This is a genomic window from Paraburkholderia sp. BL27I4N3 (genome assembly GCF_003386115.1).
Lineage (GTDB): Bacteria > Pseudomonadota > Gammaproteobacteria > Burkholderiales > Burkholderiaceae > Paraburkholderia.
In genome coordinates this window covers 5,822,344-5,848,778 of the sequence record NZ_QREJ01000001.1, presented here as the reverse complement: position 1 = coordinate 5,848,778, position 26,435 = coordinate 5,822,344, and the positions used below count along the sequence as shown (strand labels likewise).

Annotated in this window: 25 protein-coding genes; 11 read left to right on the top strand and 14 right to left on the bottom strand. The window is 63.1% G+C overall.

The genetic code is table 11. The annotated features are described in order from the left end of the window. Window positions 1-150: 150 nt before the first annotated feature. On the bottom strand, window positions 151-567 hold the full coding sequence (locus tag B0G71_RS26590) for a cupin domain-containing protein (protein WP_106277439.1): 417 nt from the start codon (window positions 565-567) through the stop codon (window positions 151-153). A 176-nt stretch (window positions 568-743) separates the two neighbouring features. On the opposite strand from B0G71_RS26590, the gene B0G71_RS26585 reads away from it, so the two are divergent. After that, window positions 744-1,349, top strand: coding sequence for a peroxidase-related enzyme (locus B0G71_RS26585; RefSeq protein WP_116145476.1), 606 nt, complete (start codon window positions 744-746; stop codon window positions 1,347-1,349). Window positions 1,350-1,435: 86 nt separating this feature from the next. Here B0G71_RS26585 and B0G71_RS26580 read toward each other — a convergent pair whose 3' ends face one another. Both B0G71_RS26580 and B0G71_RS26575 read right to left on the bottom strand, forming a co-directional pair. Beyond that, window positions 1,436-2,686 carry an MFS transporter gene (locus tag B0G71_RS26580; protein WP_116145474.1) on the bottom strand — a complete coding sequence of 417 codons (1,251 nt, stop codon included), beginning with the start codon at window positions 2,684-2,686 and terminating at the stop codon, window positions 1,436-1,438. 107 nt (window positions 2,687-2,793) lie between these two features. Next, window positions 2,794-3,732, bottom strand: a complete 939-nt coding sequence (locus B0G71_RS26575) for a LysR substrate-binding domain-containing protein (RefSeq protein ID WP_116145472.1) — start codon at window positions 3,730-3,732, stop codon at window positions 2,794-2,796. Window positions 3,733-3,967: 235 nt separating this feature from the next. Here B0G71_RS26575 and B0G71_RS26570 point away from each other — a divergent pair, with 235 nt between their 5' ends. Beyond that, a complete protein-coding gene (locus B0G71_RS26570; protein WP_116148907.1) occupies window positions 3,968-4,699 on the top strand; it encodes a DUF899 family protein in 732 nt (243 codons plus the stop codon). A 118-nt stretch (window positions 4,700-4,817) separates the two neighbouring features. Here B0G71_RS26570 and B0G71_RS26565 read toward each other — a convergent pair whose 3' ends face one another. Beyond that, the gene (locus B0G71_RS26565) at window positions 4,818-6,791 is read right to left on the bottom strand and encodes a bifunctional diguanylate cyclase/phosphodiesterase (RefSeq protein WP_116145470.1); all 1,974 of its coding nucleotides are present in this window, start codon (window positions 6,789-6,791) and stop codon (window positions 4,818-4,820) included. A 187-nt stretch (window positions 6,792-6,978) separates the two neighbouring features. Continuing rightward, window positions 6,979-7,362 (bottom strand): hypothetical protein, encoded by a 384-nt coding sequence (locus B0G71_RS26560; protein ID WP_116145468.1) that lies wholly within the window; start codon window positions 7,360-7,362, stop codon window positions 6,979-6,981. Window positions 7,363-7,712: 350 nt separating this feature from the next. Between B0G71_RS26560 and B0G71_RS26555 the strand changes: the two genes are divergently transcribed. Next, window positions 7,713-7,991, top strand: coding sequence for an HU family DNA-binding protein (locus tag B0G71_RS26555; RefSeq protein WP_006049832.1), 279 nt, complete (start codon window positions 7,713-7,715; stop codon window positions 7,989-7,991). Between the two features lie 203 nt (window positions 7,992-8,194). Here B0G71_RS26555 and B0G71_RS26550 read toward each other — a convergent pair whose 3' ends face one another. The 3 genes from B0G71_RS26550 to B0G71_RS26540 all read right to left on the bottom strand — a co-directional run bounded on the left by B0G71_RS26550 (window position 8,195) and on the right by B0G71_RS26540 (window position 11,122). After that, a complete protein-coding gene (locus B0G71_RS26550; protein ID WP_116145466.1) occupies window positions 8,195-9,313 on the bottom strand; it encodes a 3-deoxy-7-phosphoheptulonate synthase in 1,119 nt (372 codons plus the stop codon). 127 nt (window positions 9,314-9,440) lie between these two features. Further along, complete coding sequence (locus B0G71_RS26545) at window positions 9,441-10,280, bottom strand: DUF72 domain-containing protein (protein WP_116145464.1); 840 nt, start codon at window positions 10,278-10,280, stop codon at window positions 9,441-9,443. Between the two features lie 92 nt (window positions 10,281-10,372). Next, the gene (locus B0G71_RS26540; RefSeq protein WP_116145462.1) at window positions 10,373-11,122 is read right to left on the bottom strand and encodes a TetR/AcrR family transcriptional regulator; all 750 of its coding nucleotides are present in this window, start codon (window positions 11,120-11,122) and stop codon (window positions 10,373-10,375) included. 306 nt (window positions 11,123-11,428) lie between these two features. Between B0G71_RS26540 and B0G71_RS26535 the strand changes: the two genes are divergently transcribed. The 4 genes from B0G71_RS26535 (at window position 11,429) to B0G71_RS26520 (ending at window position 17,230) form a co-directional block, all read left to right on the top strand. Further along, entirely contained in the window at window positions 11,429-12,610 is a 1,182-nt protein-coding gene (locus tag B0G71_RS26535) for an isovaleryl-CoA dehydrogenase (RefSeq protein ID WP_012426567.1), read from the top strand. 49 nt (window positions 12,611-12,659) lie between these two features. Beyond that, complete coding sequence (locus tag B0G71_RS26530) at window positions 12,660-14,267, top strand: carboxyl transferase domain-containing protein (RefSeq protein ID WP_116145460.1); 1,608 nt, start codon at window positions 12,660-12,662, stop codon at window positions 14,265-14,267. A gap of 41 nt (window positions 14,268-14,308) precedes the next feature. Next, window positions 14,309-15,094 (top strand): enoyl-CoA hydratase/isomerase family protein, encoded by a 786-nt coding sequence (locus tag B0G71_RS26525; RefSeq protein ID WP_116145458.1) that lies wholly within the window; start codon window positions 14,309-14,311, stop codon window positions 15,092-15,094. Between the two features lie 81 nt (window positions 15,095-15,175). Then, on the top strand, window positions 15,176-17,230 hold the full coding sequence (locus B0G71_RS26520; RefSeq protein WP_116145456.1) for an acetyl/propionyl/methylcrotonyl-CoA carboxylase subunit alpha: 2,055 nt from the start codon (window positions 15,176-15,178) through the stop codon (window positions 17,228-17,230). A gap of 43 nt (window positions 17,231-17,273) precedes the next feature. On the opposite strand, the gene B0G71_RS26515 is transcribed toward B0G71_RS26520, so the two are convergent. The 4 genes from B0G71_RS26515 to B0G71_RS26500 form a co-directional block, all read right to left on the bottom strand. Then, window positions 17,274-18,065, bottom strand: a complete 792-nt coding sequence (locus B0G71_RS26515) for a phosphate/phosphite/phosphonate ABC transporter substrate-binding protein (protein WP_116145454.1) — start codon at window positions 18,063-18,065, stop codon at window positions 17,274-17,276. A gap of 27 nt (window positions 18,066-18,092) precedes the next feature. Next, window positions 18,093-18,371, bottom strand: a complete 279-nt coding sequence (locus B0G71_RS26510) for a DUF1488 family protein (protein WP_116145452.1) — start codon at window positions 18,369-18,371, stop codon at window positions 18,093-18,095. Window positions 18,372-18,592: 221 nt separating this feature from the next. Next, window positions 18,593-19,204 carry a uracil-DNA glycosylase family protein gene (locus B0G71_RS26505; protein ID WP_116145451.1) on the bottom strand — a complete coding sequence of 204 codons (612 nt, stop codon included), beginning with the start codon at window positions 19,202-19,204 and terminating at the stop codon, window positions 18,593-18,595. A gap of 45 nt (window positions 19,205-19,249) precedes the next feature. Further along, entirely contained in the window at window positions 19,250-19,792 is a 543-nt protein-coding gene (locus B0G71_RS26500) for a DUF488 family protein (RefSeq protein ID WP_116148905.1), read from the bottom strand. Window positions 19,793-19,937: 145 nt separating this feature from the next. On the opposite strand from B0G71_RS26500, the gene B0G71_RS26495 reads away from it, so the two are divergent. Further along, window positions 19,938-20,741 (top strand): hypothetical protein, encoded by an 804-nt coding sequence (locus tag B0G71_RS26495; protein ID WP_116145449.1) that lies wholly within the window; start codon window positions 19,938-19,940, stop codon window positions 20,739-20,741. A gap of 38 nt (window positions 20,742-20,779) precedes the next feature. Here B0G71_RS26495 and B0G71_RS26490 read toward each other — a convergent pair whose 3' ends face one another. Beyond that, window positions 20,780-21,358 carry a TetR/AcrR family transcriptional regulator gene (locus B0G71_RS26490; RefSeq protein WP_116145447.1) on the bottom strand — a complete coding sequence of 193 codons (579 nt, stop codon included), beginning with the start codon at window positions 21,356-21,358 and terminating at the stop codon, window positions 20,780-20,782. Between the two features lie 120 nt (window positions 21,359-21,478). On the opposite strand from B0G71_RS26490, the gene B0G71_RS26485 reads away from it, so the two are divergent. Beyond that, the gene (locus tag B0G71_RS26485; protein WP_116145445.1) at window positions 21,479-22,456 is read left to right on the top strand and encodes an SDR family NAD(P)-dependent oxidoreductase; all 978 of its coding nucleotides are present in this window, start codon (window positions 21,479-21,481) and stop codon (window positions 22,454-22,456) included. A gap of 266 nt (window positions 22,457-22,722) precedes the next feature. Then, window positions 22,723-23,124 (top strand): hypothetical protein, encoded by a 402-nt coding sequence (locus B0G71_RS26480; RefSeq protein WP_116148903.1) that lies wholly within the window; start codon window positions 22,723-22,725, stop codon window positions 23,122-23,124. Between the two features lie 183 nt (window positions 23,125-23,307). On the opposite strand, the gene B0G71_RS26475 is transcribed toward B0G71_RS26480, so the two are convergent. Next, on the bottom strand, window positions 23,308-23,763 hold the full coding sequence (locus B0G71_RS26475) for a ribonuclease (protein WP_116145443.1): 456 nt from the start codon (window positions 23,761-23,763) through the stop codon (window positions 23,308-23,310). A 427-nt stretch (window positions 23,764-24,190) separates the two neighbouring features. Between B0G71_RS26475 and B0G71_RS26470 the strand changes: the two genes are divergently transcribed. Next, window positions 24,191-26,434, top strand: a complete 2,244-nt coding sequence (locus B0G71_RS26470; protein ID WP_116145441.1) for a polysaccharide biosynthesis tyrosine autokinase — start codon at window positions 24,191-24,193, stop codon at window positions 26,432-26,434. Window position 26,435 lies beyond the last annotated feature (1 nt).

The following is a 26,435-nucleotide window of genomic DNA, read 5'->3' as shown; positions in this document are numbered from 1 at the left end:
AGAAGGCTGAACGCGGGCTCGATTGCGGCAGGATGGCGGCGAGGAGACGGGGCGCGGCAAAGATCAGCGGGCGAGCCTGATGCGGTCGGCCGTTATTAACTGGCCGGCCGCGCCGCCCCTCATTGACTGGACTTCGTGCCCGAAGCCGATTCACGCTTCAGTGGCGGGATCGTACGGCACGACACGTTCGTCCTCATTCGCATGATTGCGCGCCACGATGGCGCGCGCCGCGTGATTGGCGTCCAGGTTGAACGGCTGATGCGGCACGCCAGGCGGAATGAACAGGAAATCGCCCGGTTCGGTGATGACGGACTCGCGCAAGCCGGGCCCGTAGCGGGTCTCGATCTTGCCCTCGAGCTGGTAGATCGCGGTTTCGTAGTCGGCGTGGAAATGCGGCTCGGCATGGCCGCCTGGCGGCACCACGACCATGTACATCGACAAACCCGTGCTGCCCGCGGTGCCGGTGGAGATGCCGACAAAGTAAGGCAGCCGCTGGGTCGTCGCCATTTCCCGGTCGGGTCGAACCTTGACGACGGGCGCTCGCGCGTCGTGCGAAACGTCTGACATGGTCTGCTCCTGCTGAAATCCGGCCGGCGCCAGTCGTCGCGGCGCGGCTCATGCTCCCTTGAGTGCAAAGTCTAGACGAAATGGACGCCGATATCGGACCTTGTCGAGCGCATGCTGCGGCCGTGCGGCTTGCTAGAATCGTCGTCATACCCAAACAGATACGACGGAGACACAGCATGGCCAAGCCTCAACCGATCAGCCGCTACCCCGTGCCCAAACCGGATGCATGGCCGGATGACATTCGCGCGCGGATTCTCGAAGTGCAGGAAAAAGCCGGCTTCGTGCCGAACGTGTTTTTGACGCTGGCGCACCGCCCGGACGAGTTCCGCGCGTTCTTCGCCTATCACGACGCGTTGATGCTGAAAGAGGGCGGTCTCAGCAAAGGCGAACGCGAGATGATCGTGGTCGCCACCAGCGCGATCAACCAGTGCCTGTATTGCGTGGTCGCGCATGGCGCGATTCTGCGCATTTACGAAAAGGCGCCGTTGGTGGCCGATCAGGTCGCCGTCAATCATCGCAAGGCGGATATCACGCCGCGTCAGAAGGCGATGCTCGACTTCGCCGTCAAGGTTTGCAGCGCGTCCGGCACGGTCGGCGACGCCGATTTTCAAACGCTGCGCGAGCACGGCTTTTCCGACGAAGACATCTGGGATATCGCGGCGATCACCGCGTTTTTCGGTTTGTCGAACCGCATGGCCAACGTCATTTCCATGCGTCCCAACGACGAGTTCTATTCGATGGGACGCGTGCCGAAAGCTGCGGCGGACACGCCGAAAAAGTAGCCGCGCACAGGGCGTTTCCCGCTGTTTTTGACTGCGTGCCGGTGGCTTCGTCCGCAGCGGCCACCGGCATGCAGGCTCACGCACGCTTACGCAGCCGCTGGTTCGCCTCGAAGCGCGGGCGTGCTCACGGTGGTGTCGTCGATCGGGAAATGCAGCAGCGCGGCCACGAGGCCGGCGACCACCGTCGCCTCCCACAACAGCGAATACGAGCCGGTCAGATCGAACACCAGACCGCCGAGCCACGCGCCGAAAAACGAGCCGATCTGATGGCTCAGAAAGCAGACCCCGAACAGGCTGCCGAGGTGGCGCGTGCCGAACACTTTCGCGACGAGTCCGCTCGTGAGCGGCACGGTGCCGAGCCAGGTCAGTCCCATCACGGCCGCGAAGATCACGACCGACGCCGGGCTTTTCGGCAGTAGAAAGAACGCGCCGATCGTCACGCTGCGAATCACGTAAAGCCAGCCGAGCACATAGTGCTGCCGGAAGCGGCCGCCCAGCCAGCCGCACGCCCAACTGCCCGCCATGTTGAACAGGCCGATCAGCGCGAGCGCGGTGGCGCCGAGTCCGACCGGCATATGGCACAGCGACAGATATTCGGGCAGATGCGTGGCGATAAAGGCAAGCTGGAAACCGCAGGTGAAGAAACCGAGCGACAGCAGCCGGTAGCCGCGATGCCCGGCCGCTTGACTCAGCACCTTGCGAAGCGGCGCGGTTGGCGCCTCCTGAACGGGCGTGCCGACCCGCGCGCGCCGGTCGAGCACCATGCCGAGCGGGGCGATCAGCAGCATCAGGAAAGCGAGTACGAAGAGCGACGTCGCGATGCCCGAACTGAGCCGGATGCCTTGTACGAGCGGGACCATCAGCACCTGGCCCGCGGAGCCGCCCGCGCTGACGAGGCCCATCGCCATGCTGCGTTTTTCCGGCGAAGCGATGCGGCCGACCGCCGGCAGCACCACGCCGAAGGTCGTGCAACTCACGCCGATGCCGACCAGCAGTCCCATGCCGACGATCAGCATGGCGCCGCTGGGCGCCACGGCCGCGAGGCCGAGCCCTGCCGCGAACGTCGTCGCCCCGAACGCCACCACCGGCGCCGAGCCGTAGCGATCCGCGGCGGCGCCGGCGAACGGCTGGGCGAAACCCCACACGAGATTGTGCAGGGCGATCGCGAAGGCGATCAGCGTGACCGGCAAGCCGCGGTCGAACGAGAACGGTCCGATGAAGAGGCCAAAGGTCTGCCGGATCCCCATGGCGGCGCTCAGAATGAGTGCGCCCGCGAGGATCACGAGCGTCGTCTGATTGAAGGCGGGGGCGAAGCGTCTGCTGTTGGCGGTGGCCATGGTTCTGATCTCCTTTGACACATGGTCGCAGCGAGCGTCAGAAGCGGCAAAAGATAAGTTTTCGACGACAGGTGAGCGCGGCTCACCTGTGCGAACGGACATGCGGTTTAGTTGGCGGCGCTTTGCAGTGGGTGGTCGGCAGCGTCGGTGCGCGCGTCGATGTTCTCGGCCTCGCTCGCCAGCCAGCGCTTGAAATCGACAAGCTCCGGCCGGCGATCCGCATTTTCCGTGCTCACCAGCCAGTAGGCCGTGGTGGATTCGATCGTCGCCGGGTGAGCCTGCACCAGCACGCCGCTGTCGATATCCCGATCCACCAGCGGCCGTCTGCCGAGCGCGACGCCGAGGCCCATCGCGGCGGCTTCGAAGGCAAGCTGGATCGTGTCGACGCGCAGGCCCGCCGTGGTGTCGATGCCTTCGGTGCCGGTCGCATCGAGCCATGCTGGCCAGTCCTCGCTGGCGGCGTTCACATGAATGAGCGTCGCGCGACGCAGGTCCGCGTCGCCCTGCTCGTCGCGCAGGTTCGCCAGGTACGCGGCGCTGCATACGGGCACGAAGCGCTCGCCGAACAGCCGCGTCCACGCGGTGCCGGCAACCGGCGCACGGCTCATGCGGACCGCGAAGTCGAACCCGTCGACGGGAAACCCGACTTGCCGATGCGAGGTGTCGACGCTCACGTTCACGTTCGGCCAGCGCGCGCGAAAACCGGCAAGGCGCGGCAGCAGCCAGCGCGACGCGAAGGTCGGCGCGCAACTCAGCGCGATCGGGCGATCCGCGCGATGATTCGGCAGACGCTGCGTGCCGATGGCGATCAGCGAAAACGCTTCAGAGACGTACGACAGATAGTCCGCGCCGCTCGCCGTGAGCGAGATGCCGCGCGGTTCGCGCACGAACAATTCGACGCCGAGCGCCTGTTCCAGGCCCACAATGCCGTGGCTGATCGCGCTCGGCGTGACGTTCAGTTCCGCGGCGGCAAGTTTGAAACTCTGATGCCTGCCGGCCGCTTCGAAGAAACGAAGCGCCGGCAGCGGTGGCAGACGAAGCGGCATGTTGCATCCCCATGGACGGCGCGCCCGGCGCGCGTGCTGTTGCGCTCAAGCATACCTTGCCGGGCGCTTCCGGTTGCCGTTGTAGTGCCTGCCGGCATTGCGGCAAAAAATGTCGCCGATGCTGTCGATTTGCCGCTGCACGGTTCGTCGTGGCTATATGGAGGACGAGAACGCGCCCGCGCTCGCGGCGCGCGGCTTGCGCCCTTTATCCGTGTTCCGTGACAGGAGATGGCTGATGACTGACGCACACGCATCCGCACCAACGCTCAAGCCGGCCCGGCAACTGGCGGCTGGCACACCGAGCCGCTTTCCCGGTGAAAGCGCCGACTATCGCCGCGCGCGCAACGAATTGCTCGCTGAGGAAATCGAGTTGCGCCGCCATATCGAACGGGTCGCCGAACAGCGCCGCGCGCTGCCGCCCGGCGGTGTGGTGCCTGAAGATTACCTGTTCATGGGCGAAGCAGGGCCGGTGAAGCTATCGGAAATGTTCGGCGACCATGACACGCTCGTCACCTACAACTGGATGTTCGGCCCGCAGCGCGCCCGGCCGTGTCCCATGTGCACGTCGCTGCTGAGCGCATACGACGGCGAGATGCCCGACATGCTGCAGCGCGTGGCCTTTGCCATCATCGCGCGCTCGCCGATCGAGAAGCTGGTGGCGTTCAAGCAGGAGCGCGGCTGGCGGCATCTGCGGCTGTATTCGTCGGGTGGCAACACCTTCAATCGCGATTACGCGGCCGAAGATCCGGCCGGCGACGACAATCCCGCGTTCAACGTGTTCACGCGCTCGGGCGGTACGGTGCGGCATTTCTGGGCAGAGGAGATGGGGCCGGCGACTGCCGACCCCGGGCAGGATCCACGCGGCGCGCCCGACGTGATGCCCATCTGGACCGTGCTCGACATGACGCCGGGCGGGCGCGGCACGGATTGGTATCCGAAGCTCGAATACGGGAACGCGGCGCCTTAGGGGGCCGACGTGAAGGCGGCCAGGCGTCGCCTCGCCCGTTCACCGCAGAAGAAAAAATTTCGGCGGCGCGGACAGCGCGGGGCGATAGAGAGCAGGGCGACAGGACGCGGGCAGTCGACTACGGCAGCGCTTGCACAGCGTAGTCGTGCCCGTGCGCCGTCTGCAGATACGCGGCGATTGCGCTCGCCCGCATCGGGCGGCTGAACAGATAACCCTGCGCCGCGCGTGCGCCAAGCATCTTGACGACCTCGACTTGCGATGCCGTTTCGAGTCCTTCCACCACGCATTCGAGTCCAAGGTTGCGGCACAGGTCGAGTACCGACTTGACGATCTTCTTCGACGCGCTGTTGGTATCCACGTCCGTCATGAAACTGCGGTCGATCTTGATCGTATCGAAGGGCAGGCGGTGCACGTAGCTAAGGCTCGAATAACCGGTGCCGAAGTCGTCGAGCGATACGCGGCAGCCGGCTTTCTTGATCATGGTGAGCGAACTGCGGGCCTGTTCGAAATCGCGCGTCACGGCGGTCTCGGTGATTTCGAACGACACGCGATGCGGCGGCACACCGCTAGCCAGCACGATATCGATCAGCCGGCGGGCACGCGCGGAAGTGCAGATATCGATCGCCGACAGATTGAACGACAGATAAAGCTCGCACGGCCAGCGCGCGGCTTCGTCGAGTGCTTTGTGCAGCAGGACTTCCGTGATGCGCAGAATCAGTTCGGTACGCTCTGCAATCCGAATGAATTCTTCCGGCCTGACCGCGCCGAGCCGCGCGTTATGCCAGCGCCCAAGCGCTTCCATGCCGAGGGTGCGTTGCGTGACCACGTCGCAGATCGGCTGAAATTCCAGAAACAGTTCCGACTCGAGGTCTGCATGACGAAGCTCCTGGGTTACGAGACTCGAACGCCGGATACGCGTTTCATGTTCAGTCGAGAAGATGACGGGCGTGCCGCGCCGGCTTTCCTTGCCGACGTACAGCGCCGCGTCGGCGCGTTCGAACACCTGCGCCACCGTCGTGCCGGCCTCGGGAAACGCGGCCCAGCCGATCGTGCCCGACAACTCGGCGACATTGCCGGCGACCCGATACGGCTGACTGAGCGCCTCGCAGATGCGCTCACCCAACTCGACGAGCGTCTGGTCCGTCAGTTTGTGCTGCGCCAGCACGCCGAACTCGTCGCCTCCGAGGCGTGCGAAGAAAATGCCGGGCTCGGCAAGCGCGAGCAAACGCGAGCCGACTTCCTGAAGCACGAGATCGCCGCTGGCGTGGCCGTAGATATCGTTGACCTGTTTGAAACCGTCGAGATCGATCAGTCCGACATTAAAGCCGCCACTGGTGACGATCGCCTGTTCGGACAGCGCGCGCAGCGAGGCGAAAAAACTGCGCCGGTTGGGCAGGTCCGTCAGGCTGTCGATGCTCGCGAGCCGGAAGTTGTCGTCGCTCAGGCGTTGCGTCTTTTGCTGGCTCGCCTGCAATTCGCGCTGTGCGTGCACCACGTCGGCGAAGGTCCGGCAATATAGTTGAATGATGAAGGCGAGTGCGACGCCGACAAGGGTCATGTCGACAGCCATCGCGATGAAGACCGGATAGCCGGTGAAGACCAGAAAGGTCGAAAAGCTTAGGATGACGATCGACAGCAGCAGCATCGCAGCCGCGCGCAGGTGCATCAGGCAGAACACGCAGCCGACCAGCGTGGTCGCCATGTAGAACGCGACCTGCGTCTGTTCGTACGCGGTGCCGTAAGGGAAAAGGAACAGCGACCAGGCGCTGAATGCGACGGCGAAGAGGCCGGCAAGCCAGGTCAGCTTGCGCAGTTCGGGCTCCGCTTTGTCGAGAGTCAGGACGCGGTGCCGAAGATGCCACCATCGTATGCACCGGATAATGCACAGCGTGCACAGCGCCGCGGGAAAGTAAATCGACAGCCAGGCCGGCGCGCAACTCAGGTGCGTGACGGCGACGGCCGCCGTATTGACGAGCAGGATGAAATACAGAAGGGGGACTTGGTGGCTGAATGCTTCGAGCTGCGAACGTATGAGCTCGGGGTCGCGTCCCGCGACCGACAGCGCATCCCTCAATTTGGCTAGCAGAATCATCCCCGTCCTTTTTAAACGTTTGCGCAGCACACGCAGCTTTGTATATCGGCAGGTCGGGTGGGACCTTGAGGGCGGGTCAGACAGAAATCGATCGCTGTGCGAATAAACGGTAAGTGCGACCGGAAAGCATTGCCTCTATGTGTCATTTGTGCCGCGTCGAGACGGGCGGAATGGCGCGTTCGCCGTGTTAAAGCGCCGGACAGGAGAGCACGCGTTGCGGTGCGAGTGTCGTGCCGGGTTCGCCGTTTTGCATCCGCGTGCCTTGCGGCGGCGTCGAAACGAGCCGCACGCTATTCACACCGGCATTCGCGAGCGCGTATTTTTCCTGGCTGTTCTCGGGCTGCCAATAGGCGCGGAACACGCCGCCGTCGCCGAAAACCAGCAACTTGCCGTGCACCGTTGCGGCGCCGCTGACGAGGTCGACCGGCTCGCCGTCACGTATCTGAAAGCTCTGCGGGGCGGGTGAATTTGCCGTGCCGACGAGGGTGGCGCAGCTTTTGTCGTCGGCTGCGAGGGCGGCGCACGACGCCGCGGCGAGCAGCGCACATGTTGCAATATGGCGAAATTTCAATTTTTTATTCCTCCCGGATTCTTTATTTAGCGCCGCCGCGCCTGACAAATGCGGAGTCTTGGCGAACCACCATAAGATAGTAAAAAAGCCCGCCGGTGGCGGCTCGCGGCGCGCTAAAGCACTGAAATTGCAACGGATTGTGATAACGCGAAAACCCGTATCCAGCCGACGAATCGTCTAAGCGCGCGATTCTTATGGCACTTTGCCGGAAAAAATCGTCAAATTCCCTGTGGGCGGGTGATACAAGCCTTACACCCAAGGTTTGCGCGAACCCGCGCGTATGCGTTAGTGTGTCGGTCCCGGCGCAACAGATGTGGCGCCGGTTCCATGATTACCATACGGGAAGTGCTATGAACAAACAGGAACTGATTGATGCAGTCGCCGCAGCGACGGGCGAAAGCAAAGCGGCCACCGGCCAAACCATCGACGCGATCGTCGAAGCGGTGACCAAAGCCGTGGTGGGTGGCGATACGGTGCAACTGGTCGGTTTCGGTTCTTTCTCGACTGGCGCGCGCGCAGCACGCGTGGGCCGCAATCCGTCGACGGGTGCCGAGATCCAGATCGCGGCTGCCAAGACGGTGAAGTTCACCGCGGGCAAGGCGTTCAAGGAAGCTGTCAACGCGTCGTAATGCAACGCGCTTCGCGCCGGAGCATTCATGCGCGCTGAACTGGCGCGCGGTGAGCGATGTGTCGGGCGTGAGGAATCACGCGCTGCCCAACCCCGGTCGGTTTGATCGATCGGCGGGTGGTGCGGCGCGTGTGTTTTTGTGCTCTCCCCCAAGGGCTTTCCCGGGGGCCGTGCTTGGCGCGGCGTTGGCGGCCCGGCGCGCGCTCAGCCCGCGCGACGTTTGCGGGTGGCCTCGGCCAGGGTTTCGAGCGCCGGCTCGGTCTGCGCCCAACTCACGCAGGCATCCGTGATCGACACGCCGTGACGCAACGGCACACCTGGCTTCAGATCCTGACGGCCTTCCTCCAGATGACTCTCCAGCATAACGCCGATGATGCGGCGCTCGCGCTGCGACAGTTGCCGTGCCAGGTCCTGCACCACCTCCAGCTGACGCAAATGCGACTTGCCCGAGTTCGCATGCGAACAGTCGACCATGACCTGCTCGCGCAATCCCGCTGATTTGAGCGCCACGCAGGTGGCTTCCACCGACGCGCTGTCGTAGTTCGGCCCTTTCTTGCCGCCGCGCAGGATTACGTGCGCGTCGTCGTTGCCGCGCGTTTCGAAGATCGCGGCCATGCCCATTTTCGTCATGCCCATGAACGCGTGGCTCGCGCGCGCGGCGACGATCGCGTCCGCGGCGATCTGCACGCCGCCGTCCGTGCCGTTCTTGAAACCGATCGGGCAACTCAGTCCCGACGCCAGCTGACGATGGCTCTGACTCTCCGTCGTGCGCGCGCCGATGGCGCCCCACGCGATCAGATCGGCAATGTACTGCGGGCTCAACAGGTCGAGGAACTCGGTGGCCGTGGACAAGCCAAGACCGTTGATGTCGAGCAGCAGTTGCCGTGCAAGACGCAGACCTTCGTTGATGCGGAAACTGCCGTCCAGACGCGGGTCGTTGATATAGCCTTTCCAGCCGACCGTGGTGCGCGGCTTCTCGAAGTAGACGCGCATCACGATCAGCAGATCGTCTTTGTAGGCGTCCGCAGCGACTTTCAGTTTGTGCGCATATTCGATTGCCTGATCGTGGTCGTGAATCGAGCACGGTCCGACGATCATCACGAGCCGGTCGTCGCGGCCATGCAGAATGTCGGCGATTTCCGCGCGGGTCTTCTCGACCAGCGTCTGCACCGAGGGCGGCACCGGCAACTCATCCTGCAGCAGCGCAGGGGAAATCAGTGGACGTACTGCGCCGATCCGAACGTCGTCGATGCGCGTGGTGTCCTGGGTGGCGTCGGCCGAGCCGACTTCCTGATCGTGCAAAGGATTGTCGATGGCGCTCAAAATATTCTCCCGGACCTTGGTGATGAAGCGGCCTTGCGGCCTGACTGCGTGTGTGTGGATGCGTCGATCGTGCTTGTCTTCGCTGCCGGGATTATGACACTCGCGCGATGCGGCCGGGAGCCGCGTGTCAGAGCCGTTTGATCAGCGCCATGGCGGCCGCCGGATTGCGTTCCTTGAAGCCGCTGATCACGTAGAGGTAGACGTCGCGTGCGACCGTTTTCGCCGGCGCATCCGCGGCGGTTTCCAGGTCGTCCGGGGTGATGCCTGCCGCCAGTTGCCGCGCGCGTTCGGCCCATGCGTCGAGCGCTTTGGTCGAGTAGCCTTTGGCCTGTTTGTCCGTGGTGCCCATGATGCGGGCGTACACGAAGGGCGCCGTGAGATCGGCGATCTGCGGGTATTCGCTGTCGCCGGCGAGCACGACGGCAACCTTGTATTTACGGGCGAGCGCGATGAAGTCCGGCGTCTTGAAGGTGTCGTTGCGGACTTCGATCGCATGCCTGAGCTTCTGGCCTTCTATGCTGGCCGGCAGCAACTTCAGAAAGGCTTCGAAATCTTCCTTGTCGAATTTCCTGGTGGGAGCGAATTGCCAGTTGACCGCGCCGAGCTTCTGTTTGAGCAGCAGCACGCCACTGTCGAAGAAACGTTCGATGGTTTCGCCCGCTTCGGCGAGCACTTTTCTGTTGGTCGCGTAACGCGGCGCCTTCAGCGAAAAGACGAAATCGTCCGGGGTTTCCTGATACCACTTTTCGTAGCTCGCCGGTTTTTGCAAACCGTAAAAGGTGCCGTTGATTTCAATCGATGTGAGGTTCTGGCTCGCGTATTCGAGTTCGCGGCTCTGCGTGAGGTCGGACGGATAGAAGGTGCCGCGCCATGGCGCGTAGGTCCAGCCGCCTATGCCAACGCGGATGTTCGATGTTTTTGAGGTCTTCGGGGTCTTTGTTGTTTTTGCGGCGGGTTCTTTCGGCACTTGGCTTCTCCATCCGACTTCGCGCGGGGAAGCAGTAGATTAGCCGTTTTTTTGCCAAGGAACAGAGCCACGCGGCGACTCAATCGCGGCCGCTATTCGCTGTCCCGTGTGGACGTATCCGTTGCGCCCCGCGCCGCTTCTTCAAACCGCCGGTTCGCCTCCGCCACTTCCACCCTGAACTGCTGCAACGCGCTCACCGCAAGATCCGGCGGCGTGAGTGCGGCCCACAATACGTCGATCAACTGATCCGCCGTCGCATCGATATCGATGTGCCGGTTGGCGAGCGTGGCATCCCACAGCACATGCTCCATCGGCCCGAACACCATCGAGCGCAACAGGCGCAACGGCATGTCGCCACGAATCTGCCCGCTTTCCTGGCCCTGCGCCAGCACGCGCATCAACGGCGCGGTATAGCGACGCTGCAACTCCGTGAGCGCCTCGCTCAACTCATGATGCCGCGCCCGGCCTTCGGACAACACCAGCGCGCACAGATCCGTGCCGTTCACCAGCATCAACCGCAAATGCGTGCGCACGATGAATGCAAACTGCTGACGCACATTGCCGTCGCGCGGCAAGCCGGACTCGATGGCTTCGATGATCTCGTCGTACCAGTCGCCGATCACCCGCGCGCACAACTCGCGCTTGCCGCGGAAATAGCTGAACACGGTCGCCTCGGAAATGCCGAGGCGCTGCGCGATTTCGGCGGTGGTCGCGCGTTCGTAGCCCTTTTCGGAGAACACGTCGCGCCCCGCCTGAAGAATCTCCTTCACGCGTTGCTGTGACTTGCGCCCGGCCGGCTGGCGGCGCGAGGCGGGCAACTCGGCCTTCGTGGCAACCGTCATATGAGTCCAGTTCAGATTTGTGAGGCCCATCGCGCCCGCAAAGGTGCGAAACAAGCCGGATAAGTGCGATGCTAGCACGCCATAGTGATGTTGTAGGCGACCGCTTCAGTTTCTGAGTAACACTCAAAAATACCTATTGACGCTTACGTAAATGTAGCGTGAAATGCGCCTTGAACGTTTCGCGCCTCGTGCGTGACGGCAGGGGCGGCTCACAAAGCCGCCGGGCCGCCGCCGTCCGCCGAGCCGCAACCGGACCAGCCGGCGCCCACCCAAGGCCGGCCGCCAACGAACTCTGGAGACACTGCAATGAGCAACCTGCCCGGTTTGCAATTCCCGCTCGGCGAAGAAATCGAAATGCTGCGCGACAGCATTGCGGGATTCGCTGCCAAAGAAATCGCCCCGCGTGCCGCGGAGATTGATCGCACGGATCAGTTCCCCATGGACCTGTGGCGCAAGTTCGGCGATCTGGGCGTGCTCGGCATGACGGTCTCGGAAGAATACGGCGGCGCGAATATGGGCTACACGGCGCATATGATCGCCATGGAAGAAATCTCGCGCGCGTCGGCCTCGGTCGGCCTTTCGTACGGCGCGCACTCGAATCTGTGCGTCAACCAGATTCATCGTAACGGCACGGAAGCGCAAAAACAGAAGTATCTGCCCAAGCTCGTCTCGGGGGAACACGTCGGCGCACTCGCCATGAGCGAGCCGAACGCGGGCTCGGATGTGGTCAGCATGAAGCTGCGCGCCGAGAAGAAGGGCGACCACTACGTGCTCAACGGCACCAAGATGTGGATCACCAACGGGCCGGATTGCGACACGCTGGTCGTCTACGCCAAGACCGATCCCGAAGCGAATTCGCGTGGCATTACCGCGTTTATCGTCGAGAAGGGCATGAAGGGTTTCTCCGTTGCGCAGAAGCTCGACAAACTCGGCATGCGCGGCTCGCATACCGGCGAACTGGTGTTCCAGGACGTGGAAGTGCCGGAAGAAAACATTCTCGGCCAGTTGAACGGCGGCGCGAAGGTGCTGATGAGCGGTCTTGACTACGAACGCGCCGTGCTCGCGGGCGGCCCGACCGGCATCATGGTGGCGGTCATGGACGCGGTTGTGCCGTATATCCACGACCGCAAGCAGTTCGGTCAGTCGATCGGCGAATTCCAGCTCATTCAGGGCAAGGTGGCCGACCTCTACACCACGTTGCAGGCGTGCCGCGCGTACCTCTACGCGGTGGGCCGTCAACTCGATACGCTCGGCAAGGAACATGTGCGCCAGGTGCGTAAAGACTGCGCGGGCGTGATTCTCTACACGGCCGAAAAAGCCACGTGGATGGCGGGCGAGGCGATCCAGATTCTCGGCGGCAATGGCTACATCAACGAGTATCCGGTCGGCCGTTTGTGGCGCGATGCGAAGCTCTATGAAATCGGCGCCGGTACGAGCGAAATCCGCCGCATGCTGATCGGCCGCGAGTTGTTCGCCGAAACGGCATGAGCGCAACGGCCCGAAGCGAATAAGAAGCGGCGAACAGGAGAGCCACGCAATGCCGATCATCGAATCAAAGCTGAATCCGCGCTCGGACGACTTCCGCGCCAACGCGGCGGCGCTCGAAGCGCTGGTCGCTGACCTTCGCGCGAAAGTCGAGAAGCTCGCACTGGGCGGCGGTCAGGCGGCGCGCGACAAACACACCGGCCGCGGCAAACTGCTGCCGCGCGAGCGGATCGAAAAGCTGCTCGATCCGGGCACTCCGTTTCTGGAGTTCTCGCAACTCGCGGCCTACGGCATGTACAACGACGACGCGCCGGGCGCGGGTGTCATCACCGGCATTGGCCGGATCGCGGGGCAGGAGTGCGTGATCGTCTGCAACGATGCAACGGTCAAGGGCGGCACTTACTATCCGGTCACGGTGAAAAAGCACGTGCGGGCGCAGGAAATCGCCGCTGAGAGTCACTTGCCGTGCGTGTATCTGGTCGACTCTGGCGGCGCGAATCTGCCGAATCAGGACGATGTGTTTCCGGACCGCGATCACTTCGGCCGCATCTTCTTCAACCAGGCAAACCTGTCGGCGGCAGGCATTCCGCAAATCGCCGTCGTGATGGGTTCGTGCACGGCAGGCGGCGCGTATGTGCCGGCCATGAGCGACGAGTCGATCATCGTCAAGAATCAGGGGACGATTTTTCTCGGCGGCCCGCCGTTGGTGAAAGCCGCGACGGGCGAAGTGGTGAGCGCGGAAGACCTCGGCGGCGGCGACGTGCATACGCGTCTGTCCGGCGTGGTCGATCATCTTGCGCAGAACGATGCGCATGCGTTGGGGATTGCGCGCAGCATCGTCGGCAATCTGAATCGCACGAAGCAGGTGCCGGTCGCGTTGCAGGAGCCGAAGCCGCCGCGCTACGATGTGAAGAGCATGTACGGCGTGATTCCCGTGGATACCCGCAAGCCGTTCGATATCCGTGAGGTGATCGCGCGGATCGTCGACGACTCGGCCTTCGACGAATTCAAGGCGCGCTACGGCACCACGCTCGTCACCGGTTTCGCGCATATCTGGGGTCATCCGGTCGGCATCATCGCGAACAACGGCATTCTGTTTTCGGAGTCGGCGCTCAAGGGCGCGCACTTCATCGAGTTGTGCTGCCAGCGCAAGATTCCGCTCGTGTTCCTGCAGAACATCACCGGCTTCATGGTGGGCCGCAAGTACGAAAACGAAGGCATCGCGCGCAACGGCGCGAAGATGGTGACGGCGGTGGCCACGGCCAAGGTGCCGAAGTTCACGGTGATTATCGGCGGTTCGTTCGGCGCGGGCAATTACGGTATGTGCGGCCGCGCGTATTCACCGCGCTTCCTGTGGATGTGGCCGAACGCGCGCATCTCGGTGATGGGCGGCGAGCAGGCGGCGTCGGTGCTGGCCACGGTCAAGCGCGACGGCATCGAAGGCAAGGGCGGTTCGTGGAGCGCCGAGGAAGAAGAGACGTTCAAGCAACCTATTCGCGAGCAATACGAACATCAGGGCCATCCGTACTACGCGAGCGCGCGTCTGTGGGACGACGGCGTGATCGACCCGGCGCAAACGCGCGACGTGCTCGGCCTCGGCTTGTCGGCCACGATGAATGCGCCGATCGAAGACACGCGGTTTGGCGTGTTCAGAATGTGACGATGCGCCAGGCAACGCAACCACGCGCGGGAGCAGCGACGATGCAATACGAAACACTGAATGTCGAATTCGCCGGAGCGATCGCGACGGTCACGCTGAATCGTCTGGACGTGCGCAACGCGTTCAACGAAACGATGATCGCCGAAGTGACCTCGGCCTTCACGGCGCTCAACGAGCGTGACGATATTCGCGCGGTGGTACTCGCCGCGAACGGCAAGGCGTTCTGCGCGGGCGCGGATCTGAACTGGATGAAGAAGATGGCCGGTTACTCGGACGACGAGAACCGCGCCGACGCCATGCTGCTGGCGAACATGCTGTCGTCGATCTATCGCTGCAACAAACCGGTGATCGCGCGCGTGAACGGCGACGTGTACGCGGGCGGCATGGGTTTGATCTCGGCGTGCGACATCGTGGTGGCGGTCGACAGCGCACGCTTCTGCCTTTCGGAGGCGCGCCTCGGACTGATTCCGGCCACCATCGCGCCGTACGTGATTCGGGCGCTGGGCGAGCAGGCATCGCGCCGCTATTTCACGACCGCCGAGCAGTTCGATTGCGGGACGGCATTGCGTCTCGGACTCGTCAGCGAAGCGGTGAGCATGGAGCACCTCGACGCCACCGTGCGGCAGATTGCTGAAACACTGTGTGCGAACGGTCCGCAAGCGGTGCGCGCATGCAAGCAACTCGTGCAGGACATTGCGGGTCGCGAGTTGAACGACGCAATGATCGAGGACACGGCGGCGCGCATCGCACTTACGCGTGCCGGCGCGGAAGGCCGCGAAGGCGTCGCGTCGTTCCTCGAAAAGCGCACGCCGGCCTGGCGCAACTGAAGCACACATTCCAGGGCGCCCGGCGCGCCTTGATCAGAACAACAGCCCCGAAAAAAACGGCTCACTTCATCGAGACACTTCATGTTCAACAAGATCCTGATTGCCAACCGGGGCGAGATTGCGTGCCGCGTCGCCGCGACCTGCAAGCGGCTCGGCATCGCGAGCGTGGCCGTCTATTCCGATGCGGACGCCAACGCGAAACACGTCGCCGCGTGCGATGAGGCCGTGCACATCGGCGGCTCGACGGCGGCGGAAAGCTATCTGCGCGTCGAACGGATTATCGAAGCCGCGCGGGCCACCGGCGCGCAGGCGGTGCATCCGGGCTACGGCTTCCTGTCGGAAAACGAGGACTTCGCGCATGCCTGCGAGGCGGCCGGCATCGTCTTCATCGGGCCGCCGGTCGAAGCCATTGCCGCGATGGGTTCCAAGGCTGCCGCGAAGGCGCTGATGCATGCAGCCGCCGTGCCGCTCGTGCCGGGCTATCACGGCGACGATCAGGACCCGCAACTGCTACATCGTGAGGCGGATGCGATCGGTTATCCGGTGCTGCTCAAAGCCAGTGCCGGTGGCGGGGGCAAGGGCATGCGGGTGGTCGAGCGCAGCGAGGATTTCGAGGCGGCGCTGGCGTCGTGCAAGCGGGAAGCGGCAAGCAGCTTCGGCAACGATCGCGTGCTGATCGAAAAATACCTGACGCGACCGCGTCACGTGGAAGTACAGGTGTTCGCGGATCGTCACGGCGGCGCGGTCTATCTGTTCGATCGCGATTGCTCCGTGCAGCGGCGTCATCAGAAAGTGCTGGAAGAAGCGCCCGCGCCCGGATTGTCCGCTGAAATCAAGCGCGAAATGGGCGAGGCGGCGGTGGCGGCCGCGCGTGCGGTGAACTACGTCGGCGCGGGCACGGTCGAGTTCATCATGACCGGCACGGGCGACTTCTACTTCATGGAAATGAACACGCGCCTGCAGGTCGAACACCCGGTCACGGAGATGGTGACCGGCCAGGATCTGGTGGAATGGCAACTGCGCGTGGCCGCCGACGAACCGCTGCCGCTCACGCAGGAACAGTTGAAGATCGACGGTCACGCGATCGAAGCGCGTATCTATGCCGAACATCCGGCGCGCGGCTTCCTGCCGTCGACGGGCACGCTCAAGCATCTGCGCATGCCGGAGGGCGTGGAGTTCAGCATCGACGCGGCCGGTCTCGGCGAATCGGGGCGCAAGGCGCCGGTGCGGATCGACAGCGGCGTGCGTGAAGGCGACACCATCACGCCGTTCTACGACCCGATGATCGCCAAGCTGATCGTGCACGGCGCGACACGTGAAGAGGCGCTGGCGCGTCTGAGCCGCGCGTTGCATGCTTGCGAGGTGGTCGGCCCGCATACCAACGTCGAGTTCCTGCAAAGCATCGTCACGAGCGAGCCGTTTGCAACGGGCGATCTCGACACCGGTTTGATCGAACGTCATCACGACGCCCTGTTCGCGCCGCGCAAGAAGCCGTTCAAGGAAGCGCTCGCGTTGGCTTGCGCGGCGTTGCTCAAGCGCGAAGGCGGCACGGCTCATGGCGCGTCGCCGTGGGATGCGCTGTCGCACTGGCGCCTGAACGGCGGCTACACGCAGACGCTCGGCTGGCGTGATCTGGAGAACGGCAACGCGGGTAACGACAACGAAAGCACCTTCACCGTCACGTTCGCGCGCGACGGCGGCACGCAAACGCTCGAACACGACGGCGTGCGCGAGGACTTCAGCTGGTCGGACGGCAGCGGTCCGCACGAATTCCGCGCGACGATCGGCGATGCGCGCGCAACGGGCCGGGTGTTCGTCGACGGCGATACGTTCCATGTGTTCTGCCTTGGCGAAGCACTGTCGTTCGAGTGGCAGAACCTGCTCGCGCACGCCGCGGACGCCGAAGGCGGCGAAGGCCGCCTGACCGCGCCGATGCCGGGCAAGGTGATCGCGGTGCTGGTCGAGCCGGGCACCGTGGTGGAGAAGGGCACGCCGCTGATCGTGATGGAAGCGATGAAGATGGAGCACACCATTGGTGCGCCGGCGGCCGGTACGGTGTCGGACGTGCTGTACTCGGTCGGCGATCAGGTCGCCGATGGCGCGCAGCTTCTGGTGCTGGACGTGCAGCAGAAGTAAATCTGCGGCTCAGGCCTCAGCTGCAGGCCTCAGGCCTCAGGCCTCAGGCGAGGCGCGTATAGCCGACGGCGCGCGCCTCGTTCTCGAGTTGCTCGATGCGTTCGTAGTCCGAGGGCGGCAGCACGGAAAAGCCCTGCAAACGCAGGCGTTTCGCGCGTTCTGGCTGGATCACAAGGGCTTCGTTCAGCGCTTCGCGCAGCGCCTCGATTGTCGCCGGGGGCACCGTGTCGGAAGCGATCAAAGGCAGGCCCGGCGACGGCGCCGTCATACCGATCCGGCGAACCTGGCGGGCCAGTTCCGGCATTTCGTCGCACACGAAAGCGAAGGTCACGCAATCGATCGCGGCGACGTCCGCGCGATTCTCCGCCACCGCGCGCAACGAGCCGAGATGCGAGCCGGTTCGCAACACCGAGCTGAAGAACATGCCGGCGCGCGAGAACGGCGCCACGGCGTGGCGAAACACATTCATGCCGCTATTCGAATCGTCCTGGTTGTAGGCGGCGCGCGCGCCATGGCAGGCCGCGAGCGTATCGAAGTGGGCGTCCGCGCGCGTGACCAGCACGCTCGAATAATGCGCGCCTTCGCAGCCGGGTGCGTCGAAGCGCGGCGTCGCGACCAGTTGAACCTGCTCCTGCAGACCATGCATGAACGGATAACCGCAAGTCTGCGAGATCAGCAGATTGGGGCGCCGCCAGAAGCCGTGCAATTCCTCATCCGGTTCGACGATGCGGCACGCAGGCTTGACCATGCGCAGCACGTCGGCGAGCCACTCGCGCCAGGCGAGGTCGAGCGCGGGCGTGACGTTATACATTGGCAGGGCGGCGATCCAGGTCATGATGCGAATTCTGGCATACCCGTTGTTTCAATGTCTGACCATTCGGAATTCGTCGAGGCCGAGACGCACCGGCTCTGTCGGTCTGAATGCCCATTTCTGCGCCGCGACCGAGAGGATCTCGAACTGCGCATCCTCGAATGCGACGAGCAGGTCTTCCTTGCGTTTGCTCGCCGCGCCGCAGAAAGTCATGAGTGCCTCGGCGCTGACCTCGAAAATCTGCGCGCGATCGTCACAACACACCCGGAACGCGACCGTCGCGCATTCCGTCACACAGGGCCTGAACCCTTCATCGACATAGACCGACATAGCCATCTCCCGCCAAAACACACGCCTGAGCCATCAGGATGACAAGTCGTAATCTGTCGGTATGTGGGAAAACCGGCATTTGCGGCGAAATGGCCACGACTTCATGGGTTGTGCCCGGCAGAAACTGAATACGTCTGCGCAAGCTTTTGTATTCGACGGTCTCGGGGCGATGAAGGCGAAGGTAAGGCAGCTCGCCGTACCGCGTCGATCACCGCGGATTTTCACGCGTCGGGCGTCGCCAATGCCGCCGCGACGCGCTCGCGCAAGGTCGGCAGAACGCTCGCATCGAACCACGGATTGCGTTTGAACCAGGCAATGTTGCGCGGCGACGGATGCGGCAGCGGCACGACCTGTGGGCCGAATTCGCGCCACCGGACGAGCGTGTCCGTCAAGGTCGGCCCGAATGCCTTGCCCAGCGCGAATCGCTGCGCATATTGTCCGACCAGCAGCGTGAGCCGGACCGACGACATGTGCGCGAGCAACTCCTTGTGCCAGCGGGCGGCGCACTCGGGCCGTGGCGGCAGATCTCCGCTCGGGCCGCGGCCCGGGAAACAGAAGCCGATTGGCACGACGGCGATTTTCGACGTGTCGTAGAACGTGGCGTCGTCGACGTCGAGCCATGCGCGCAGCCGCGCACCGCTCGCGTCGCTCCATGGAACGCCGGACGCATGCACTCGCGCGCCAGGCGCCTGCCCGATGATCAGAATGCGCGCCGTTCCGGACGCGGCCAGCACCGGCCGTGGCGCGTGCGGCAGCACCGGCGCGCAAAGTGTGCAGGCGCGAATCTCACGAAGAAGGATATCGAGCGACGTGGCTTGTGTGGTGACGGTCATGCGATCGTGCAATACGGCGGACGGGCGGTCGCTTCGCGTGCCGGTTCAGGCCGTGGTTTGAGCCGGATAGATCAGCGTGCCGTCGGGTTGAGGTTGCGCGCCGGGTGTCATCGTTGCAACGGTTGTGTGACGCGCGTCCATGATGTGCAGCACGGTTTCGCCGTGCAGCAGCAGGTAATCCGTGATGATACGCCTGTGACAGCGCCACCAGACGGCCTCCGCGCACATGATCGCGCAGCGGCGTCGGTGGCCGAGCGCGAGAAGCTGCGTGAGGCCGGCGCGGAAAGCGTCGCTCATCGCATAGTCCGCGTAATTGCGGAACGCCGGATGGGTCCAGTACTGATTCGGCGACGGTGCATCGTCTTTGCGCCGGCTGCGGCGCCCACCCAGTTCGGCAAGATGCGCGTAGTCGATGTGTTCCGGCGCGAGCGTATCGGGCAGCGTGTCCCGATTGAACTGCGGATTGGTGCGTGAGCGCGGAATACTGCGCACATCGATCAGCGTCGCGACCTCCGCTTCTTTCAGCAGACTCGTGAATTCGGGCAACGGACGGTTGGAATGACCAATCGTGAAAAAGGGGCGGCTCATCGTGCCTTCCTGAAACGCTTGCGTCCATCCCATGTTGTGTACAGCGTGGGTCGCGAAAGGTCAACGTGCCGACGCTGACGATCGCCATGTCCTCCACGGAGCGATCCGCGACTTGGAACTATACTGGGGCACCCTGGAGGTTTCGATGGCTGAACAAGACAGACTGCATCCACTACGTCCGCTCCTGAAAAACTGGATTTGGGAGCATGGTCGAGTCGGCACTCGCTATCTGGATTGCGCCGATGGCGCGATCAAATTCGACGAAGGCAAGAAATCGCATTTCGCCGCCGAGAAATATACCTACGTGCCCCTTGGCAAGGACGCTCAAGACAATGTGTCCGAGGAGGGGCCCGCGGTCCAGGAAGCAGCACTTGCGCGTTTTTTACGGGCCGCGCAGTTGGGCAAGCCAGAGGAAGCCGGTTCCCTGGCGGAGGTTCAGCGCGCGGTGCAGGACTGCGTTGCACTCGGCCTGTTTAGCGCGTATCAACGGGAGGCTCGTGAGGCATTTGCCCGCTACGCGCAGGAACCCATGTTCGACGATGAAATCCGCGCGGCTGTGGTCGACGACATCCGCCGTATTTACGCCGGCATGCCGGAACAACTGGCGCTTTACGATTTCAGCGTGCTTTACGGCTTGCCCACACCGCTGCTGATCAGCGAGACGCCTTTTATCGACTGGCGCGTGAGCGCGAGCCCGGCGCTCCCGTTTGTATCGCTTCCGCTCGGACCTTATTGCCTGCTGGTCGGCGCGCCGTCGGGCAGGCAAAGCCGGGTCGCCCCGGTGGTCTGGAAGGCCGCTGCCGCGCTGGGCCCTCTGAAAGACCACAACCGCCGGATCGCGGAGCGGGCACATCTGTGGCTGGTGGCGACGACGGATGACCAACTCGTTGCCGCACAGAGCCGGATTGTTGCGGCGATGGGGGCGAGGCCGGAGGATGGGAAGCGCTGATATCGTTCGAATGGGCGCTCCGCGTCCAGTCGCCAAACCTACTCCGTCGGCTTCGACCCAAGTAAAAGTATATCGACCAGTCTCTTCGCACTTTGCTGCCAGTCCGGCGCCGACGCGACATTCGAAACGCCGACGAGCGCGCGAAGCAGATCCAGTGGCTCGATATCCGCACGGATGTCGCCACTCGCGACGGCGTTCGTGACGAGCAAGTGAATCGCGTCCTTGATCTGCGCACCGGACGATTCGAATAGCTTGGTCGGCCCTCCGACGATCGAATTCAATGCCGGCGCGATGATCTTCTTCGTTGCGATGTAATCCACGAAGAGCAGCATCCACGATCGCAACGCATCGGGAGGGGGCAGCGAGTCGGACAGTCTGCGCTGCTCCTCGGCGAGCTTCGCCACCTCGGCACGGTAGACGCTCTCCAGCAGCGCATCGCGCGTGGGGAAGTGCCGGTACAGCGTGCCTGCGCCGACCCCTGCCTGCCGCGCGACATCCTCGAGGCTGATTTCGCCGCCAGCGCGCGTAAACGCCGTTTTTGCCTCTTCAAGGATGCGCTCGCGGTTACGCAGCGCGTCCGCTCTGGGTTTTCGTTCTTTGGGCGTCGAGTCGGTCATTTACAGTTGGGCGCTTGCAAACGGAGGGTGTCTCCGTTTAATATCAAAAAACGGAGGTAAGCTCCGTTTTTATCCCGGGCGGGGAATGACGTCAATCTTCATTGTGCTGGAGCGGCGGAAATGACTGAGAAATTTGGGGCGACTTCGACGACCGACGACGTGCTCGCAGGCGTCGATCTTCATGGCAAGCGAATTCTGGTGACCGGCGTGTCGGCGGGTTTGGGCGTAGAGACTGCGCGGGCACTGGCGGCGCGCGGGGCCAACGTGATCGGCGCGGCCCGAGATCTGGAAAAAGCCACGCGGGCGATTGCCGATGCGCGGCGGGAGGCCGACGCGGCCGGCGGCAGCATCGAGCTGATCGCGCTCGATCTGGCGAGCCTCGCGAGCGTCAGGGATTGTGCCGACAAGTTGCGGGCGGAAGGCAAACCGATCGACGTCATCATCGCGAACGCGGGCGTGATGGCGACGCCTTTCGGCAAGACCGCGGATGGCTTCGAGACGCAGTTCGGCACGAACCATCTGGGGCATTTCGTGCTGGTGAACCGGCTGGCGCCGCTGATCCCATCGGGTGGCCGAGTCGTGATGCTCGCGTCGTCGGGACACCGTTTCGCTGACGTGAATCTCGACGACCCGGGCTTCGAGCGAACACCTTACGACCCGTTCGTTGCCTACGGGCGCGCCAAGACGGCGAATATTCTCTTCGCGGTGGCCTTCGATCAGCGGCATCGAGCTCGCGGCGTTCGCGCCAGCGCGGTTCATCCAGGCGGAATCCACACGGAACTCGCGCGTCACATGGACGAAGGCCAGATGACTGCGTTGCTCGAAGGTATCAACAAGCAGCTCGAGTCGGACGGGAAGGCGCCGTTTCAGTTCAAGACCGTGCCGCAAGGGGCCGCGACTTCCGTGTGGGCGGCGGTGGTGGCGGCAGCTGACGCCGTCGGCGGCAGATACTGCGAGAACTGCCATGTCAGCCAAACCGTTGCCGACGATGTTGTCATCACACCCGTCAGCGAAGGCGTCCGACACTATGCGCTCGACGCTGCGAACGCTGACGCGCTCTGGCGCAAGAGTGAAGAAATGGTGGGCGAATCATTCTGACGCGACGCTGCGGATGCTACCGAGGTGGTCGTCCGCCGCACTGTATCGATCCTGTTACGCACCTTCCCATCGCTAGCAGCCGTTACCCAACGCGAAACGGCGGCGGTCCAATCGCGGTGTAGTATCCCAGCATGTCCACGCTATTGCGCGGCCTCGACGGCACTGATGCAGCGCATCTTGACGAGCCGGTCAAAAGGCCTGCAAAGCGGTCCGACGGCACCTATGCCGGCGCTGGCCGTAACAGTGGCATTGGTGGGATAAACATCATGTCAATCGAGTGGAAGCGCCGCTTCAAGCTGTTTGTCCAGCGTTTCTGGCAGCCGACCAGCGCATGCATGACCTGCATGCCTGGGAGCTGGGGCAACATCATGAGTCTTGCCCATTGGACGATCGCATTCCATACCGGTCTGCTCACCGGACTCCTTGCCGTGCTTTTGACCTTCACGCCCGCAGCGAAACTGTACGGGAATCGATACGGCAATGCGGTGGTCGTCGGCTTGCTGACAGCCGTAGGCGACGCCTACGCGCACGCGAGTCACTACCGCATCCCCTATGTCGAGCACATCGTGACGGGTGTCATTTCAGGTCTCTTGACGCTGGCTGCATCATATCTGTTTGAAGATCGCGCGCGACGTCTTCGGGTGGCATGGACCAAGGTTTTCGGATGACGCTAACGACATCTCATGGATGTCTGTAGAGAGCGACATTTCGGCTCCGATAATCGGCTTGAGTCATAGTCGCGGTACACCGTACGTTGTACTCAGAATGCTCGACGTGAAAGTATCCAGAGCGTCGAGCACTACGAAGTCGGCCTTTACCGCTCGCGCGCCACATATCGCGGTCAATTCGCCTTACTCTGCAATGCGCTTGAAACTGACGTAGTAATCGTCGGTGTAATAGCAGTCGCCTGTCTGCTTGCGCGGTCCACCGCATATGATCCGGCGCTGCCCGCGATCCGTCGACCCAGGCGTGCGAACGGTGTATGTGTGGTAATAGCCGCGTGGATGCTGCGGCAGCAATCCCGCGCTGTTACGGAACACGACGCCGTCCTCCGAAAAGGGGAAAGGGCCGCCCGCTTTGATCAGCCGCAATGTTTCGGCTGCTTCGCCCGGCAACTGTGTTTTGGTGACGGTGCCGAGTGCGCCTGACGCGACGGTTGTACCGCTCGCGCCTTGCGCTGGCTGAGCCGGCGCCGCGCTCGCGGATGCGCCCGACGCCTCGGTGGCGTTTTGCGATCCCCCCTTGCCGCATCCGCCGAGGATCGCGCTCAAGGCGACGATGCAGGAGAAAGCCCACGCTCTTTTCACGAAACGGGTCTCCTCTCGTTGACCGCAATTCGACGACCGGAATAGACGTAAAGGTATCGCTAATGGCGGAGCAAATCAACGCGGATCATGATCCTCAACGAGGCCGGCGATCCGCGCCCGCTGTCGATCGCGCAATCCGGCGTGGCGATCCTCCTTCGCCTTGCGTGAAAACACGAACCCGTCTGGTCGGACATTTTGTGGTTTTCCCTTATTTTAAAAAATGCGTTTCCCGCTTCCCGCCGCCCTCTGCAAGTCGCTTATAGCGAATAAAGTCCGGGATTTTTTGTGTGCACTACCGCGCATACTTGGTTCGGCCTTATGCGTACTGTTGCGTCAGGGAAAGGACCAATACCGTTAATCGCACATTTCCCTCGTTCGAATCCGCTTGCCTGAGCGGTCAAATAAAACCACGTGACGAGACGTGCCCATGAAACTCAAATATCAAGCGTCAGAGGGATTATCCGAACGTAACGACGAATTCGATCCTGGATCGATCATCGATACGTTGATTAATCACCGAAAAATGATCGCCGCTATAACAATGGCATTCATTCTGGTGGGCGCGCTGTACGCGTTTTGTGCTACGCCTATCTATCGAGCCAGTATTTCGATCAGGGTGGAGGACAATTCGCCAACCGCACTGCCGGATTCGAAGGATCTGGTGCGCAATGCGTCGTCGCTGTTCCAGGAGAAGTCTTCGGCCGAAAGCGAAATGCAGATCCTGAGGTCGAAAGCCATCGCCATGCAGACGGTGGATTACCTCAAGCTCTACATCGAAGCCGAGCCGAAGCGCCTGCCGGTGCTCGGCGGCCTGATCGCGCGCCACACCGACTCGCGCATGACGCCCGGCATCTTCGGCTGGGGCGGCTTCGTCTGGGGTGACGAATCGATCAGCGTGTCGACCTTCGAAGTGCCGAGGAAGCAGGAAGGCAACGCGTACACCGTCACCGCATTGACCGGCGGCCAGTACCAGTTGCGCGGGCCGGGACTGGAACAGCCGGTCACAGGACGCGTGGGCGTCGACGAGCAATTCGAAACCAGCCACGGGCCGGTCAATCTGCTCGTGAGCAAGATCGACGGCGAGAGCGGGGCGGAGTTCAAGCTCACGCGCCACTCGCGTCAGCAGGCTCTCGAACAGCTGCAAAAGGGCCTTCAGGTCGACGAACAAGGCAACAAGTCGAATGTGCTGGGCGTCATGCTGGAAGGCCGTGATCCGGTTCTCGTCACCAACATCCTCAACGATATCGGCGCGGTGTATGTGCGCCAGAACGTGAACGAGAAGGGTGCCAACGCCGAGAAATCGCTGAACTACCTCGAGCAGCAGCTGCCGGGCGCGAAGCGCCAGATGGAGCAGGCGGAAGAAGCCTACAACACCTATCGCAACAGTCACGGCCTGCTGGATGCGGACGAGGAAAGCCGGCTCATCCTGCGCCAGGCTACGGAAGCGGACTCACGCCTCTACGACCTCAAGCGTCAGCGTCAGGACCTCATGGCTCACCTGACCGCCGAGCACCCGAGCGTGGTGGCGATCGATCAGCAGATCGCCAGCACCAACAAGTACGTCGAGAGTCTCGCGGCACGCGTCAAGTCCATGCCGTCGGCGGAGCAAGGTGCGATACGTCTGATGCGCGACATGCGCATGAGCTCCGACATGTACTCGGCGCTGCGCAGCAACATCGACACGCTGCGGCTGGTCAAGGCCGGTCAGTCCGCTTCGGTGCAGTTGCTGGATACCGCGGACGTCCCCGAGCGCCCGGTCAAGCCGGCAAAAACGCTCGTGCTGCTGATTTCGGCAGTGCTGGGTCTGTTCGTCGCTATCGGGCTGGCCTTCCTGCGTGACTATCTGTTCAAGGGCGAGGCCGATCCGGAAGAGCTGGAATCGCGCACCGGCCTGACCGTGTACGCGACGATTCCGGTCAGCGCCCAGCAGGAGCAACTGACGCAGAAAATGGCGATCCGCGGCCCCGAGAAACTGGCTCTGGCTTTCCGCTACCCGATGGACCCCGCTGTCGAAGCACTGCGCACGATGCGGGCAGCACTGCAATTCGCCTTGAACGGCGAGCGCAACAACGTGGTGATGCTCGCGGGGCCGCTGCCGGGTATCGGCAAGTCGTTCCTGTCGGCCAATCTCGGCACCTTGCTCGCCTCGGGCGGCAAGCGTGTGCTGCTGGTGGACGGCGACTTGCGTCGCGGCCATCTGAACCAGTACTTCGGCTTGCAACGCGGCGCGGGCCTGGCCGATCTGATCACGGGCGAACGTTCGCTCGAAGAGACGGTGCACAAGGACGTTCTGCCGAACCTCGACGTCCTGCAGTGCGGCGAGTATCCGCACGAGCCGGCCGAACTGCTGTTGAGCGCCAATTTCAGGGCAACCATTCGCGCCGCTTCGGAACAGTACGACATTGTGCTGCTCGACGCGCCGGCCATTCTCGCAGTGTCCGACACGGTGACCATGGCGCCGGTCGCCGATTCGATCTTCATGGTCGCGCGTTTCGCCGATACGCGTGCTGGAGAGATCTCGGAATCGGTCAAGCGTCTGGCGCAAACGGGTTCGAAAGTCGAAGGCATTCTGCTGAACGGATTCAAGGTGAGCCGCGGCAATTACTCTCAGTCGCGCCGGTACGGCGGCTACGCATACGACGCCTACTACTCCGATTCGGTCGCGAAATAAC

What these genes read in the sequence shown, in the direction of transcription:
- B0G71_RS26535 (WP_012426567.1), top strand. Translation starts at nt 11,429, where the DNA reads ATGAGCAACCTGCCCGGTTTGCAATTCCCGCTCGGCGAAGAAATCGAA.
- B0G71_RS26520 (WP_116145456.1), top strand. Translation starts at nt 15,176, where the DNA reads ATGTTCAACAAGATCCTGATTGCCAACCGGGGCGAGATTGCGTGCCGC.
- B0G71_RS26565 (WP_116145470.1), bottom strand. Translation starts at nt 6,791, where the DNA reads ATGATTCTGCTAGCCAAATTGAGGGATGCGCTGTCGGTCGCGGGACGC.
- B0G71_RS26485 (WP_116145445.1), top strand. Translation starts at nt 21,479, where the DNA reads ATGACTGAGAAATTTGGGGCGACTTCGACGACCGACGACGTGCTCGCA.
- B0G71_RS26505 (WP_116145451.1), bottom strand. Translation starts at nt 19,204, where the DNA reads ATGACCGTCACCACACAAGCCACGTCGCTCGATATCCTTCTTCGTGAG.
- B0G71_RS26510 (WP_116145452.1), bottom strand. Translation starts at nt 18,371, where the DNA reads ATGTCGGTCTATGTCGATGAAGGGTTCAGGCCCTGTGTGACGGAATGC.
- B0G71_RS26585 (WP_116145476.1), top strand. Translation starts at nt 744, where the DNA reads ATGGCCAAGCCTCAACCGATCAGCCGCTACCCCGTGCCCAAACCGGAT.
- B0G71_RS26500 (WP_116148905.1), bottom strand. Translation starts at nt 19,792, where the DNA reads ATGAGCCGCCCCTTTTTCACGATTGGTCATTCCAACCGTCCGTTGCCC.
- B0G71_RS26490 (WP_116145447.1), bottom strand. Translation starts at nt 21,358, where the DNA reads ATGACCGACTCGACGCCCAAAGAACGAAAACCCAGAGCGGACGCGCTG.
- B0G71_RS26495 (WP_116145449.1), top strand. Translation starts at nt 19,938, where the DNA reads ATGGCTGAACAAGACAGACTGCATCCACTACGTCCGCTCCTGAAAAAC.
- B0G71_RS26575 (WP_116145472.1), bottom strand. Translation starts at nt 3,732, where the DNA reads ATGCCGCTTCGTCTGCCACCGCTGCCGGCGCTTCGTTTCTTCGAAGCG.
- B0G71_RS26570 (WP_116148907.1), top strand. Translation starts at nt 3,968, where the DNA reads ATGACTGACGCACACGCATCCGCACCAACGCTCAAGCCGGCCCGGCAA.
- B0G71_RS26530 (WP_116145460.1), top strand. Translation starts at nt 12,660, where the DNA reads ATGCCGATCATCGAATCAAAGCTGAATCCGCGCTCGGACGACTTCCGC.
- B0G71_RS26515 (WP_116145454.1), bottom strand. Translation starts at nt 18,065, where the DNA reads ATGACCTGGATCGCCGCCCTGCCAATGTATAACGTCACGCCCGCGCTC.
- B0G71_RS26470 (WP_116145441.1), top strand. Translation starts at nt 24,191, where the DNA reads ATGAAACTCAAATATCAAGCGTCAGAGGGATTATCCGAACGTAACGAC.
- B0G71_RS26540 (WP_116145462.1), bottom strand. Translation starts at nt 11,122, where the DNA reads ATGACGGTTGCCACGAAGGCCGAGTTGCCCGCCTCGCGCCGCCAGCCG.
- B0G71_RS26590 (WP_106277439.1), bottom strand. Translation starts at nt 567, where the DNA reads ATGTCAGACGTTTCGCACGACGCGCGAGCGCCCGTCGTCAAGGTTCGA.
- B0G71_RS26555 (WP_006049832.1), top strand. Translation starts at nt 7,713, where the DNA reads ATGAACAAACAGGAACTGATTGATGCAGTCGCCGCAGCGACGGGCGAA.
- B0G71_RS26580 (WP_116145474.1), bottom strand. Translation starts at nt 2,686, where the DNA reads ATGGCCACCGCCAACAGCAGACGCTTCGCCCCCGCCTTCAATCAGACG.
- B0G71_RS26480 (WP_116148903.1), top strand. Translation starts at nt 22,723, where the DNA reads ATGTCAATCGAGTGGAAGCGCCGCTTCAAGCTGTTTGTCCAGCGTTTC.
- B0G71_RS26525 (WP_116145458.1), top strand. Translation starts at nt 14,309, where the DNA reads ATGCAATACGAAACACTGAATGTCGAATTCGCCGGAGCGATCGCGACG.